The 14,020-nt window shown below is 56.9% G+C and carries 13 protein-coding genes; 8 read left to right on the top strand and 5 right to left on the bottom strand.

Features of this window, described 5'->3' with window-relative positions; all coding sequences use genetic code 11:
• Positions 1-195: 195 nt before the first annotated feature.
• On the top strand, positions 196-3,009 hold the full coding sequence (gyrA, locus tag E1297_RS14600; protein WP_155139374.1) for a DNA gyrase subunit A: 2,814 nt from the start codon (positions 196-198) through the stop codon (positions 3,007-3,009).
• A 100-nt stretch (positions 3,010-3,109) separates the two neighbouring features.
• On the opposite strand, the gene E1297_RS49165 is transcribed toward gyrA, so the two are convergent.
• On the bottom strand, positions 3,110-3,523 hold the full coding sequence (locus E1297_RS49165) for a phosphopantetheine adenylyltransferase (protein WP_196223319.1): 414 nt from the start codon (positions 3,521-3,523) through the stop codon (positions 3,110-3,112).
• A 166-nt stretch (positions 3,524-3,689) separates the two neighbouring features.
• Between E1297_RS49165 and coaD the strand changes: the two genes are divergently transcribed.
• The 5 genes from coaD (at position 3,690) to tgt (ending at position 7,730) form a co-directional block, all read left to right on the top strand.
• Positions 3,690-4,199, top strand: a complete 510-nt coding sequence (gene coaD / locus E1297_RS14590; RefSeq protein WP_155139372.1) for a pantetheine-phosphate adenylyltransferase — start codon at positions 3,690-3,692, stop codon at positions 4,197-4,199.
• Between the two features lie 71 nt (positions 4,200-4,270).
• Complete coding sequence (locus tag E1297_RS14585; RefSeq protein WP_155139402.1) at positions 4,271-4,783, top strand: peptidylprolyl isomerase; 513 nt, start codon at positions 4,271-4,273, stop codon at positions 4,781-4,783.
• A 43-nt stretch (positions 4,784-4,826) separates the two neighbouring features.
• Complete coding sequence (locus E1297_RS14580; protein WP_155139370.1) at positions 4,827-5,300, top strand: peptidylprolyl isomerase; 474 nt, start codon at positions 4,827-4,829, stop codon at positions 5,298-5,300.
• Positions 5,301-5,487: 187 nt separating this feature from the next.
• Complete coding sequence (queA, locus tag E1297_RS14575; RefSeq protein WP_155139368.1) at positions 5,488-6,561, top strand: tRNA preQ1(34) S-adenosylmethionine ribosyltransferase-isomerase QueA; 1,074 nt, start codon at positions 5,488-5,490, stop codon at positions 6,559-6,561.
• Positions 6,562-6,575: 14 nt separating this feature from the next.
• Positions 6,576-7,730 (top strand): tRNA guanosine(34) transglycosylase Tgt, encoded by a 1,155-nt coding sequence (gene tgt / locus E1297_RS14570; protein ID WP_155139366.1) that lies wholly within the window; start codon positions 6,576-6,578, stop codon positions 7,728-7,730.
• A 6-nt stretch (positions 7,731-7,736) separates the two neighbouring features.
• Here the strand turns inward: tgt and E1297_RS14565 are convergent, their stop codons facing one another.
• The 3 genes from E1297_RS14565 to galU all read right to left on the bottom strand — a co-directional run bounded on the left by E1297_RS14565 (position 7,737) and on the right by galU (position 10,585).
• Positions 7,737-8,165 (bottom strand): DUF4864 domain-containing protein, encoded by a 429-nt coding sequence (locus E1297_RS14565; protein ID WP_155139365.1) that lies wholly within the window; start codon positions 8,163-8,165, stop codon positions 7,737-7,739.
• Positions 8,166-8,273: 108 nt separating this feature from the next.
• Positions 8,274-9,578: a nucleotide sugar dehydrogenase gene (locus tag E1297_RS14560; protein ID WP_155139363.1), complete on the bottom strand. Its 1,305-nt coding sequence runs from the start codon at positions 9,576-9,578 to the stop codon at positions 8,274-8,276.
• Between the two features lie 113 nt (positions 9,579-9,691).
• Positions 9,692-10,585 carry a UTP--glucose-1-phosphate uridylyltransferase GalU gene (gene galU, locus E1297_RS14555; RefSeq protein ID WP_155139361.1) on the bottom strand — a complete coding sequence of 298 codons (894 nt, stop codon included), beginning with the start codon at positions 10,583-10,585 and terminating at the stop codon, positions 9,692-9,694.
• Between the two features lie 258 nt (positions 10,586-10,843).
• On the opposite strand from galU, the gene kdsA reads away from it, so the two are divergent.
• Together kdsA and eno are read left to right on the top strand one after the other, a co-directional pair.
• A complete protein-coding gene (kdsA, locus tag E1297_RS14550; protein WP_155139360.1) occupies positions 10,844-11,686 on the top strand; it encodes a 3-deoxy-8-phosphooctulonate synthase in 843 nt (280 codons plus the stop codon).
• A 107-nt stretch (positions 11,687-11,793) separates the two neighbouring features.
• Positions 11,794-13,068, top strand: coding sequence for a phosphopyruvate hydratase (gene eno, locus E1297_RS14545; protein WP_155139358.1), 1,275 nt, complete (start codon positions 11,794-11,796; stop codon positions 13,066-13,068).
• A 65-nt stretch (positions 13,069-13,133) separates the two neighbouring features.
• Here the strand turns inward: eno and E1297_RS14540 are convergent, their stop codons facing one another.
• Positions 13,134-13,808, bottom strand: a complete 675-nt coding sequence (locus E1297_RS14540; protein WP_155139356.1) for a DsbA family oxidoreductase — start codon at positions 13,806-13,808, stop codon at positions 13,134-13,136.
• Positions 13,809-14,020 lie beyond the last annotated feature (212 nt).

Below are 14,020 nucleotides of genomic sequence, written 5' to 3'. Positions count from 1 at the left end.
TTTCCGAGTGTTTTGAGCCCGGGTTTTACGTCAGGAGCGCGGTTTTGGGCAGCCTGTTGTTGAAATCAATTTTCGGCGCTGTGCACAGCTGGTGTAACTGACTGAAATTTATTGATAATTAGACGGTGTAAATTGGGCTTCCGATTTGGTTGCGCGCAATGAATCGTATATAAGGAGGCCAGCAATAACAAAGAAATGAGTTTTTCCTTGGCTGATCAGGATACCAGCACACCTTCTGGCGCCTCGCCATCCGATATCAAGCCGATCTCTATCGTCGATGAAATGAAGCGCAGCTATCTTGATTACGCAATGAGCGTGATCGTGTCGCGCGCGCTGCCTGATGTCAGAGATGGCCTGAAGCCGGTTCACCGCCGCATTCTCTATTCGATGAATGAGAACGGCTACGAGTGGAACAAGCCCTACCGCAAGTCGGCCCGTGTGGTCGGTGACGTGATGGGTAAATACCACCCGCATGGTGACAGCGCGATTTACGATGCGCTCGTGCGCATGGCGCAAGATTTCTCGCTGCGTTTGCCGCTGATTGATGGTCAGGGCAATTTCGGTTCCGTGGACGGTGATCCGGCTGCGGCCATGCGTTACACCGAGTGCCGTCTGGAAAAGGTTGCACACAAGCTTCTGGACGATATTGACAAGGACACGGTCGATTTTCAGGAGAACTACGACAACTCCGAAACCGAACCGGTTGTTCTGCCAGCGAAATTCCCGAACCTTCTGGTGAACGGGGCAGGCGGTATCGCGGTCGGTATGGCGACCAATATTCCGCCGCACAATCTGGGTGAGGTGATCGACGCGGCCATCGCGATCATGGAAAACCCGGCCATGACGCTCGCGGAGCTGATGGAGATCGTTCCGGGCCCGGATTTTCCGACCGGTGGTCTGATCCTCGGGCGGTCGGGTATCCGGAGTGCCTATGAAAGCGGCCGCGGCTCCATCGTCATGCGTGGCAAGGTCGATGTGGAGGAAATCCGCAAGGACCGGTTTGCTCTGGTGATCACCGAGATCCCGTATCAGGTCAACAAGGCGTCGATGATCGAAAAGGTCGCCGAGGCCGTGCGCGACAAGCGGATCGAGGGCATTTCCGACATTCGCGACGAGAGTGACCGGTCCGGGATGCGGGTGGTCGTCGAGCTGAAGCGCGACGCGGTTGCCGATGTCGTGCTCAACCAGCTCTACCGCTTCACCCAGCTTCAGACCTCGTTTGGCGCCAACATGGTGGCGCTCAATGGTGGCAAGCCGGAGCAGATGAACCTCTCCGACATGCTGAAGGCATTTGTGACCTTCCGCGAAGAAGTTGTTGGAAGACGCACAAGATTCCTTCTCAAGAAGGCGCGTGACCGGGCTCATATCCTTGTTGGTCTCGGCATCGCTGTTGCCAATATCGACGATGTGATCCACCTGATCCGGACAGCGCCGGATCCGGCGACTGCGCGGCGCCAGTTGATGGAACGCGACTGGCCCGCCAAGGATGTCGAGCCGCTGATCCAGCTGATTGATGATCCGCGCCACATGGTGCAGGAGGATGGCACCTACAAACTCTCCGAGGAACAGGCCCGCGCCATTCTCGATCTGCGCCTGCAGCGGCTGACGGCACTGGGCCGCGACGAGATCGACGAGGAATTGAAGAAGATCGGTGCCGAGATTGCCGACTATCTCGACATCCTGCGCTCCCGTGCCCGGATTCAGGAAATTGTTCGCACCGAACTGCTGGAGATCAAGGACGAATTCGCGACCCCGCGGCGGACCGAGATCACCGAGGGCGGCGCCGACTTCGATGACGAGGACCTGATCCAGCGCGAAGACATGGTCGTGACGGTGTCGCACAACGGCTACATCAAGCGCGTGCCGCTGGCGACCTACAGGGCACAGCGCCGGGGCGGGAAGGGCCGCTCGGGCATGGCGACCAAGGACGAGGATTTCGTCACTCGTCTGTTCGTGGCCAACACCCACACGCCGGTCCTGTTCTTCTCGTCTCGCGGCATCTGCTACAAGATGAAGGTCTGGCGCTTGCCGCTTGGCGGCCCGACTTCACGCGGCAAGGCTCTCGTGAACATGCTGCCGCTTCAGCAGGGCGAGCAGATCACCTCGATCCTGCCGCTGCCCGAGGACGAGGACAGCTGGGCAAATCTCGACGTCATGTTCGCGACCATCCGTGGAACGGTACGCCGGAACAAGCTCTCCGACTTTGTGCAGATCAACCGCAACGGCAAGATTGCGATGAAACTGGACGATGGCGACGGCATTGTCGGCGTTGACACCTGTTCGGAACATGATGACGTGATGCTGACGACTGCATCCGGCCAGTGTATCCGCTTCCCGGTTCCCGACGTCCGCGTGTTCTCCGGCCGCAATTCGGTTGGCGTGCGCGGGATCAAGCTGGCAGATGATGACAAGGTCATCTCCATGCAGATCCTTCACCACATCGACGTTACGGCCGAGGAACGGGCCGGCTATCTGAAGCTTTCGCGCGCGTTGCGCGGTGAGGCCGACGAGAATGGCAACGGCAATGGTCATGGCGATGAGGATGGTGTCGTAGCAGGTCCGGTAAGTCAGGAGCGCTATGCCGAGATGAGTGCGGCCGAGCAGATTATTCTGACTGTTTCTGAAAACGGCTATGGCAAGCGGACGTCGTCGTTCGAATATCGCGTGACCGGCCGAGGCGGCAAAGGCATTACCGCGATGGCCGTCAATGCCCGCAATGGTGGTCTGGTGGCATCCTTCCCCGTAGAAGATAGCGATCAGATCATGCTGGTGACCGATGGCGGACAGTTGATCCGCTGCCCTGTCGACGGCATTCGCATTGCAGGACGGGCCACGCAAGGGGTGATCGTCTTCAAGACGGCCAATGATGAAAACGTCGTGGCAGTCGAGCGCATCAGTGATGTCGATGAAGATGATGACCTTGAAGTGCCGGGTGGGAACGAGGATGATGGAAATTCGACTCCATCTTCCGAAGGGCCCGATGCGGGGGATGATGCCCCGGAAGCGTAAGCTCTGACCTTCAGATATCAAAAATGGCAACAGCGGCGGGGGATACCCTTAGCCGCTGTTTGTCACTTGGGTCATGCTTCTGGGGCTGCCGGATATCCAATCAGTTTTGAACCGGGTATCGTGCCAAAATCGTTTCGTTCACGGACTTTGCATGCTTTTCAACTGTCACAAACCGGACGTTGCGCACCGGCTTGTTGCCTGAGAGTGCTGCCGCACAGCTTTCGCTCCACGCTCCCCAAGTCTGCCCGTCGCAAGCAGCGGGAGAGGAACCAGAGGCGAGACGTCCGGATTTCGGCGCTGGCATGTTGCTGACTGCAGCTGCCATTGCCACATCTGCGGATGCTATTTTGGAAAATGCCGGCTGATAGCTGGTAAAGATAACGGCAATGCTGACAAGTAATGCGCCTGCAATGAAGCCAAAGGCCTGAAACTTGCTGGCCTGCATTCTGGCTTTTGCATCCGCCCGGGCCTCAGTTGTCACATTACTTGTTCCCGCCTTGTGTTCGAAACGCATATCAACCCTCCAAGGAAATTCTGCCTGTGTCTGATGATCTTGTTGTCGCAGATGGAGGTGTTGGAAACCGTGACGCTGGTCACAAAGGTGGGGTTTTGGGGATTGCGTATGGTTCTGGTTGAACTCAAGCCTTGTTCCCGGCGCCTGCTCAGAGTAGGAAACCGTCATGACTCGTATCGCGCTCTACCCCGGATCATTCGATCCGGTCACCAATGGCCATGTCGACATCCTTCGTCAGTCCCTGGCGCTGGCCGACAAGGTCGTGGTCGCCATCGGCATACATCCGGGCAAGATGCCGCTTTTCAGTTTCGAGGAGCGGGTGGACCTGATCCACGCCGCAGCCCGGGAGCAGTTTGCGCCGGAAGATGCGTCCCGCATCGAAGTCATTTCCTTTGCCAATCTGGTGATCGATACTGCACGTGATCAGGGGGCGGCCTATCTGGTGCGTGGATTGCGCGACGGAACCGACCTTGACTACGAGATGCAGATGGCCGGCATGAATGGAACTCTGGAGCCATCGATCCGGACGGTGTTCCTGCCAGCGTCCCCGAATGTGCGCCATATCACCGCCACCCTGGTTCGGCAGATCGCCAAGATGGGGGGAGATATCGGTGCGTTTGTGCCTGCCAGTGTTGCAGGTCCCTTGCGTCTCAGAACCGGGCAGGCGGCGATGTAGTTCGCCAAGAAGCTCATTCATCCACACTTAGATGGAGTTTACCTGTGGCACGTTTCCTAACCCTATTGGCAATGGTATCCGCCCTTATTTTTGCGCCGATGAGTGCAATGGCGCAGGATATGGATCCCGAAAACACTCTGTACCTGGATCTCAAGGATGGTCAGGTGGTTATCCAGCTGCGCCCGGACCTTGCTCCGAACCACGTTGCGCGCATCAAGGAATTGACGCGTGAGGGGTTTTATGACGGACAGGTGTTTCACCGTGTGATTGACGGTTTCATGGCGCAAACAGGAGACCCCACCGGCACCGGCATGGGCGGTTCCGGCAAGCCGGACCTGAAGGCGGAGTTTTCCGATGCACCCTTCAAGCGCGGCGTTTTGGGCATGGCCCGGGCAGGCAATCCGAACAGTGCCAACTCACAATTTTTCATCATGTTCGATGATGGCGACTGGCTGAACGGCAAATATACGGTCTGGGGCGAAGTTGTAGACGGCATGGAGCATGTCGATGCGATCACGCGCGGCGAGCCGCCGGCAAACCCGGACAAGATCATCAAGATGCAGGTCGCGGCTGACGCGACCTGAGTTCACAATCACATCCATTTCCTGACCAAACGGAGATTTTTTCATGGCTGACATCAAGGACGCCGAGAACACCTTGCTCATGGATACCACGCAAGGGGCCGTCGTTGTCGAAATGCGTCCGGACCTTGCGCCGGCTCACGTTGCGCGGATCAAGGAACTCGTTCGCGACGGGTTTTATGACGGGATCGTGTTTCACCGTGTGATCGACGGCTTCATGGCCCAGACCGGTTGTCCGGAGGGAACCGGCACTGGCGGTTCGGGCAAAAAGCTGAAGGCGGAATTCAGCAAGGAAAAGCACGTGCGTGGCACATGCTCCATGGCACGTGCGATGGATCCGAATTCCGGCGATAGCCAGTTTTTCATCTGTTTCCAGGATGCATCATGGCTGGACGGTCAATACACGGTGTGGGGCAAGGTGATTGAAGGCATGGACAATGTCGACAAGATCAAGCGCGGCGAGCCGGTCGCGAACCCGGACAAGATCAACTCGATCAAGGTTGCTGCAGACGCAGCGTAAACACTGACGCCAGTTGGTGAGATACGGCGCGTGGGGTCTGCTCACGCGCCGTTTTTCATGGCTTTAACCCCGGTTTAGGTTGACCGGCCAGAAGCGGCCCTATAAGAGCCGGGTCGGTCTGATTTGAGCGCCGTTTGATGGCTGCTCTCAAGACACTTCCCCGCAGAATAAGGATGTGAATGCCCGCATGCGCGTAGATTTGTTCGATTTCGATTTGCCCAATGACCGTATTGCGCTGCGTCCGGCACGTCCGCGTGACAGCGCGCGCATGCTGGTTGTCCGGCCCGAAGGCACACCGGAACTCGAGGATCGTGGCGTTTCGGACCTGCCGGACCTTCTGCAGCCGGGTGACGCGCTTGTGTTTAACGATACGCGTGTGATCCCGGCACAGCTGGAAGGCACCCGTACTCGTGGGGATGCAGTCGCAAATATTGGCGCAACGCTGCATTTGCGGGCGGCTCGCAATGCCTGGTGGGCCTTTGTGCGACCGGCCAAAAAACTGCTACCCGGTGATATTGTCATCTTCACTGGCGCTCATGGTGGCGGCCTTGTTGCCAAAGTGGTTCGCAAAGGCGACCAGGGCGAAGTGTTGTTTGAGTTCGACTATGAAGGTGCTGTTCTGGATGCGGCTATTTCAGCTGTGGGGCATATTCCGTTGCCTCCATACATTGCCCAAAAGCGTGGCGAGGACGAAAAGGACCGCGAGGACTATCAGACCATCTACGCTGAAAAGGATGGTGCGGTTGCTGCTCCAACGGCCGGGCTTCACTTCACGCCGGAACTTATGGAAGCGGTCGAGCGCCGCGGCGTCGAAAAACACATTGTGACCCTCCATGTCGGTGCCGGCACATTTTTGCCGGTGAAGAGCGACGATACTTCGGATCACAAGATGCACGCCGAGTGGGGCGAGGTGACCCCGGAAACCGCCGCGGCGCTCAGGGCCGTTCAGGCGCGGGGCAACAAGGTTGTCAGTATCGGAACCACATCGCTCCGCATTCTTGAAAGTGCAGCCCAGGGCAAAGACGGTCTGCAGGCTTTCAAGGGTGAGACTTCAATCTTCATCACGCCGGGCTACCGGTTCCGGGCCATTGACGTCTTGATGACGAATTTTCACTTGCCGCGGTCGACGCTGTTCATGCTTGTGTCTGCCTTCAGCGGCCTTGAAACCATGCGTGGTGCCTATCGTCACGCGATCAAGAACGAATACCGTTTCTACAGTTATGGGGATTCCTCCCTTCTGTTTCCCACAACACAGGCTTGACGAGGATAAGACCCATGACCGCAGACACTTCAAAGCCGTTTGCCTTCAAACTGCTGAAATCCGACGGTATGGCCCGCCGCGGCGAGATTACGACCCCGCATGGCGTGGTGCGCACACCGGCCTTCATGCCGGTAGGCACCCAGGCGACCGTCAAGGCGATGTATCCCGGACAGGTTCGCGAGACGGGTGCCGATGTGGTTCTGGGCAACACCTATCACCTGATGCTGCGGCCGACTGCGGAGAGGGTCGAACGGCTCGGGGGCTTGCACACGTTCATGAACTGGCCGCACACGATCCTCACCGACAGTGGCGGATTTCAGGTGATGTCGCTGGCGCAGCTTCGCAAGCTCGACGAGGACGGCGTGCGATTCCAGAGCCATATCGATGGCAAGAAGTATCATTTGACACCTGAACGCTCGATTGAAATCCAGGGACTGCTCGGCTCCGACATTCAGATGCAGCTGGATGAATGCATCAAGTTGCCGAGCCCGGAAGAGGAAGTGCAGCGTGCCATGGAGCTGTCGCTTCGCTGGGCGGAACGCTCGCGGACGCAGTTTGAAACGATGGGTGGTCCGGCCAAGGGGCAGGGGCTCTACGGGATCGTGCAGGGCGGTGACGTGCCGCATCTGCGTATCCGTTCGGCGGAAGAGCTCGGCAAGATGCCGTTCGAAGGATACTCCGTTGGCGGTCTGGCCGTTGGCGAGCCGCAGGATGTCATGCTCAAAATGCTCGAGATCACGACGCCGGTAATGCCTGTCGACAAGCCGCGTTACCTGATGGGTGTCGGCACTCCGGATGATCTTTTGGAAAGTGTTGCGCGCGGCATAGACCAGTTCGATTGCGTGATGCCGACCCGCGCAGGCCGTCACGGACTGGCCTATACCCGTTTTGGCAAGGTAAACCTGAAAAACGCCCGTCATGCCGACGATCACCGGCCGCTTGACGAGGAAAGCTCATGCCCCGCGGCCAGCACTTATAGCCGCGCGTATCTCCACCATCTGGTGCGCGCGGGTGAGGGGCTTGCTGCCATGCTACTGACCTGGAACAACCTCGCCTACTATCAAAACCTGATGCAGGGTATGCGGGACGCGATTGACGCTGGCCGGCTTGAGGAATTCCGCCAGACGACAAAGGCGGACTGGGCCAAGGGGGATATCAGTCCTCTTTAAATGCGCTCATGCGTCAATCCCAGGCGACTTGGTGAGGTAACATCCCGAGATCCGCCAGGTGCCGTCGGCTTGTTGTTCAAAGCTGTAAACCGCACGCCACGAGCCGCCATCCGGACCGGTCACATAAACATCCTGCATCGGGCCGTGTGGCGTCTCCCGTGCCGCCCCGAATGTGACCGTTCTGGGTTGGTAGACCGGGCGATAGGCCTGTTTGACCATTTGCATGAAAATGTCAGGCGTTTGAAAACGGCGTTGAAGGTCCTTGGTGGCGTAGGAAAAAGCGGTGTCCGCATCTCCGCGCCGAAATGCCTGTATTTGGCCCGTGATCATTGATTGAAACACGGAGTTATTTTCCGGAACTTGGGCAAACCCCGATTTTACGCTGCCGACGATTATTACCAACAGCAGTGCAAACAGTAGACTCGAACCCTTCATGCCATAGCTCCCATGCGCGTTATCCAAATTGATTACGCAAAAAGGGGCAATAAGGATCGTTTTTAGGCTTCCTGCCTGGAGCAGGTCATCGGGATTGGCGCGAAACTCTCAAAGCCGCCACAACATGACGTTGTCCGGTGTCTCATTGCGATCAAGCCTTGCCGGAATGTCCGCAACCAGACAACGGTCTTGGCCAAGCAGTCCTTCGATAAGGCGCCAGGCGTCTCCCTGTTCGAAGAAGCTGTCATGCGGCACCGCCAAAACCACGGCATCGGCCTCTGCAAGCTCTGCAATGCCGGAAAGCGAAATACCATATTCAGCATAAGTTTCGTCGGGGTCGGCGGTCGGGTCATGAATAAGAACCTCCGCGCCAAACTCATTCAATTCCCTGACAAGGTCCACCACTTTCGAGTTCCGTGTATCCGGAACGTTCGCCTTATACGTAATCCCGAGAACCGCAATTTTTGGAGGCATGGTCCGGCCCAGTTTGACGCAAGTCTGGATGATCTTTCCGGCAATGAACCCCGGCATTGCCTCGTTTGTACCGCGGCCTGCCAGAATGACCTGCGGGGTCATTCCGATCTCATGGACCTTGTGGGTCAGGTAGTAGGGATCAACTCCGATACAGTGGCCACCAACCAAACCCGGCTGAAAGGGCAGAAAATTCCATTTTGTGGCTGACCCTTCCAATACATCGCGGGTGTCGATGCCCATCGCATGAAACATCATGGAGAGTTCGTTCATCAGGGCGATGTTCAAATCCCGTTGCGTGTTTTCAATAACCTTTGCCGCTTCGGCAACCCTGATGGATGGTGCGCGATGGATGCCTGCGTCAATAGCTGAGCCGTAAAGGGTCACGAGATCGTCGATAGCCTGATCAGAGCTTGCAGAGACGATCTTGACGATATCCTTGAACCCGCGTTCCCGGTCGCCGGGATTGATTCGCTCGGGCGAATATCCGACCTGGAAATCCCGCCCGAACTCCAGTCCGGATGCTTGTTCGAGAATTGGAACGGCAATTTCTTCAGTCGCGCCGGGAAAGACCGTGGATTCAAACACCACGATGGACCCGCGGCGCATGAAACTGCCGACCGTTTTTGCCGCAGCCTTGAAGGGCGCAAGGTCCGGGCGTTTGGCATGGTCCACCGGTGTCGGAACCGCGACGACAAAGATCTGTGCGTCCGACAGTTCTTGCGGATCGCAGGTAAATGACAAATCCGGCTGTTCGAATGCATCGTTCGCAACGGACCCGGTCACATCGATACCGGCCTTCAATGCCTTGACCCGTTCCGGTTTGATGTCAAATCCGATTGTACGGTGTCCGGCACTTGCAAAGGCGACGGCAACCGGCAGGCCAACATAGCCGAGCCCGATGATGGCAACAGTCCTGGGGGCGGATTTGGGTAAAGACATTGAGACTTCCGAATGCAAAAAGAGCCGGTCCTAACAGGACCGGCTCCTTCGTAACCAGTTGGTTGGTAAATGCAAGCCGTCGATATCGAGACCCACATCCTGTGCGTTGCCGCCTATTCGGCGGCGTTCTTGTGGCCAAGCAACTCGCTCAAATGCGGAACAATGTCAGCTGCCAGTTTGGGATCGTCCAACGCAAAGGCCAGATTCGCATTGATGAAGCCGGCCTTCGAACCGCAATCGTAGCTAACCCCTTCAAACTCAACAGATGTAAAATGTTGGTCTTCCATCAATTTCAGCATGCTGTCGGTCAACTGAATTTCACCACCAGCTCCGGTTTCCTGACCGGAGAGCAGTCCGAAAATTTCGGGCTGGAGGATATAGCGGCCGGTAATCATCAAATTGCTCGGTGCTGTTCCCAGAGCAGGTTTTTCGACCATCCCGGCAATTTTTTGAGCATGCCCGGATTGTCCTTCTGCGAGTTTGACAATGCCATACTGGTCTGTTTGGTCTTCCGGAACCTCTTCAACGGCAATGACGTTGCCGCCAGTCTCGTTGTAGACTTCTACCATTTGGGCGAGACAGCTTTTTTGTGCCTTGACGATCACATCAGGAAGCAAGATCGCAAATGGCTCATTGCCGATGATATCCCGGGCACACCAGATCGCGTGTCCCAGTCCGAGGGGTTCTTGCTGCCGGGTAAAGCTTGTTGATCCGGCTGAGGGTCTCAGCTTTTGCAGCAGTTCCAAGGCTGCGTTTTTGTCGCGGCGTTTGAGCGTTTCCTCAAGTTCGTAGGCACGATCGAAATGATCCGCAATGACGGTCTTGTTCCGGCCTGTCACAAAGACGATGTGCTCGATACCCGCCGCGCGCGCCTCATCCACCACATATTGAATGATCGGCCGATCCACTATTGTGAGCATTTCCTTCGGAACGGCTTTTGTCGCCGGCAAAAAACGGGTTCCGAGACCGGCTACGGGAAGAACTGCTTTACGGATAGGCTTAAACATGAATTTGTGATCTCTCACTCTATTAGGTTGTGTAAGTCGCGCCCGACATGCTTTGCACAAAAGCTTCTGTCAAGACGATTTGGCTATTCACTTGGCGGCCAATCGTGACAGCTGCATGAAATGTATCTTGTGGCTTTACCCTCTGGTCTAATTTGTTGCTTGCACAGCTCTTCGTGTTGCGGGTGGTGCAAAAGCCCGGTATGGAACGCCTGCATTTGCCTTTTCAGGGCAAGGTATGGATCGCATCAAGGATATACGATGACTGAGGTCAATTCTATCGTCACAGTAGGGAAGGTTTCCTTTTCCAATTCGCAACCCTTCAGTCTGATGGCCGGGCCTTGTGCAATGGAAAGCAGGGACCATGCTTTGGAGTGTGCTGCGGCGGTAAAGGAAATAGCAGAAGGCCTTGGAATTGGCATCGTGTTCAAATCGTCTTTCGACAAGGCTAATCGAACGTCTCTTTCCGGTGGTCGTGGGGTCGGCCTGAAAGATGCGCTTCCGGTTTTCGCTGAGATCAAGGAAAAATATGATCTCCCGGTCGTGACGGATGTCCACGCTGCCGAGCAATGTGCGCCGGTCGCGGAAGTTGTTGACATCTTGCAAATCCCGGCATTCCTGTGCCGGCAAACGGATCTTCTGGTTGCTGCGGCCAAGACCGGCGCTGTCGTTAATGTGAAAAAAGGCCAGTTTCTGGCGCCTTGGGACATGAAAAATGTTCTGTCAAAGGTGGCCGGGTCAGGTAATCCAAATGTCATGTTGACCGAGCGCGGCGCGAGTTTCGGATATAATACGCTTGTCAGCGACATGCGGGCCTTGCCGATCATGGCGCAGACCGGTGCACCTGTAGTGTTCGATGCAACCCACTCGGTTCAACAACCGGGCGGGCAGGGAGCTTCGACCGGTGGCGACCGGACCATGGTTCCGGTTCTGGCGCGTGCTGCAGTTGCAGTTGGTGTCGCAGGTCTCTTCATGGAAACCCATCCGGACCCGGACAAGGCTCCGTCCGACGGGCCGAACATGATCCCGCTCAGCGAGCTCGGCGCTCTGTTGGCGCAATTGAAAGCGCTGGACGAAATCGCCAAGCGACCTGCTGCTGCCTGATCCTAAAATAATCCGCGCTCATTTCGAGCGCGGTTGTCTTTCGGGCCTTTGACAATTCGATAATGAGGCCCATCCGAGTTTATTTATCTTTGAACGGAGAATTCCCAATGACCGCTATCGTCGACATTATCGGGCGCGAGATCCTCGACAGCCGCGGCAATCCGACTGTTGAAGTGGATGTGTTTCTGGAAGACGGTTCCTTCGGGCGGGCTGCGGTGCCGTCGGGTGCGTCTACCGGTGCTCATGAAGCCGTTGAGCTGCGCGACGGCGGAGCGCGTTACAAGGGCAAAGGCGTTCAGCAGGCCGTAGATGCGGTCAATGGCGAGATCTTTGAGACCGTCGGCGGTCTGGATGCTGAAGATCAACTGAAAATCGATCAGGCTATGATCGATCTGGACGGCACCGAAAACAAGGGGCGTCTTGGCGCCAACGCCATTCTTGGCGTGTCCCTGGCAGCTGCCCGCGCCGCAGCGCAGGCGACCGGTCTGCCGCTTTACCGCTATGTCGGCGGAACTTCTGCCCGTACCTTGCCGGTACCGATGATGAACATCATCAACGGCGGTGCGCATGCGGACAACCCGATCGACTTTCAGGAATTCATGATCATGCCGGTCGGCGCAAGCTCTTTGCGCGAAGCCGTTCGCATGGGTGCGGAAGTGTTCCACACCCTCAAGAAGGCCCTGAATGACGCTGGCCACAACACCAATGTCGGGGACGAAGGCGGCTTTGCACCGAACCTTGAATCGACAGATGCTGCGATCGGTTTCGTGATGAAGGCAATCGAGACGGCAGGTTACAAACCGGGTGAGGACATGTTCCTGGCCCTGGATGCCGCTTCGACAGAATTCTTCAAGGATGGAAAGTATGTTCTGGCCGGTGAGGGCAAGTCGCTTGCTCCGGACGAAATGGCCCAATATCTGGGTGACCTCGTCGCACGCTATCCGATCATTTCGATCGAGGACGGTCTTGCGGAAGATGACTGGTCCGGCTGGAAGGCTGCGACGGATCTGTTCGGCAACAAGTGCCAGCTTGTCGGTGACGATCTGTTTGTAACCAACTCCAAGCGCCTGCGTCAGGGCATTGAGCAAGGTGTTGCCAACTCGATCCTGATCAAGGTGAACCAGATCGGGTCTCTGTCCGAGACGCTGGATGCCGTCGAAACTGCGCATAAGGCTGGCTACACCGCAGTGATGTCGCACCGCTCTGGCGAAACCGAAGATTCCACAATTGCGGATCTGGCCGTTGCCACCAATTGCGGGCAGATCAAGACCGGCTCGCTTGCGCGTTCCGACCGGTTGGCAAAGTACAACCAGCTGATCCGCATCGAAGAAGAGCTCGGCCCGCAGGCCATTTATGCCGGACGCTCGATCCTGAAGGCATAACTGACTGTTGCAAACAAGTGAAAGGCCCGAAATTTCGGGCCTTTTTTTTGGGGAAGGGTGCCAGGTCAGTGAATGGCCGTCTGCGCGGCTCCGGGGCGTGTAGCCTCGGCATGGCGGATGGCTGCGGCTATGGTTTCCGGTTTCTCCGCGCCCGCGACGGCAAACCGGCCGTCAATGATAAAGCAGGGTACGCCGGTTACGCCCATTTCCTGTGCCTGTTCGATTTCATGGCGCGTTTTGTCCAGATCGGAGTCCGTGGTGAGGAGGTGTTCAACGAGGTCGGACTGCATGCCCGCATCCTCGGCCACTTGCACCAGGGTTTCGGATTTGGTCAGGTCCCTGCCTTCGAGAAAATAGGCGCGAAACAACAGCTCCACGACCTCGTCCTGCAATCCATCAGACCGCGCCCACAGGATCAGGCGATGGCTGTCCAGGGTGTTGGGGGACAACTTGATCTTGTCGAAGGCAAAGGGGATGCCTTCCGCCGCTCCAGCCGCTTCGATTTGTTTGTAAAAGGCCGTCGCCTGTTCGAGGCCGCCAAATTTGTCCGCAAGATACTGCTGGCGGTCTTTTCCCTGACGGGGCAGAGTGCCGTCCAGTTGAAACGGATGCCAGCGTACCGCGATGTCGAGATCGGATACGTTGCGCAAGGCCGCCTCAAGCCTCCGCTTTCCTATATAGCACCACGGGCACATCACATCGGAAACCACGTCGATGGTTAGAGGAACGGCTTCTTTCATCAATCGCCTCCGTCATCGGTTGTCTGTGATTTCCAGTGTAGGATAGTTTGCCCGGTGCTGCCAGTTGTGGCCCAAGACAGCCTTGTGTGAAATGCAATCCGTTTCTGCACAAGCCAAGTCAGCACCTCTTGGTGTATGTCACACATGGCGCACAGGCAGCCTAAAGCGGCCAGTTCTACCGACTGTTATACCGCTCTCACTCCAAAACCCGA

Source organism: Roseibium sp. RKSG952, from assembly GCF_009711355.1.
This window is presented reverse-complemented; position numbering and strand designations above follow the sequence as displayed.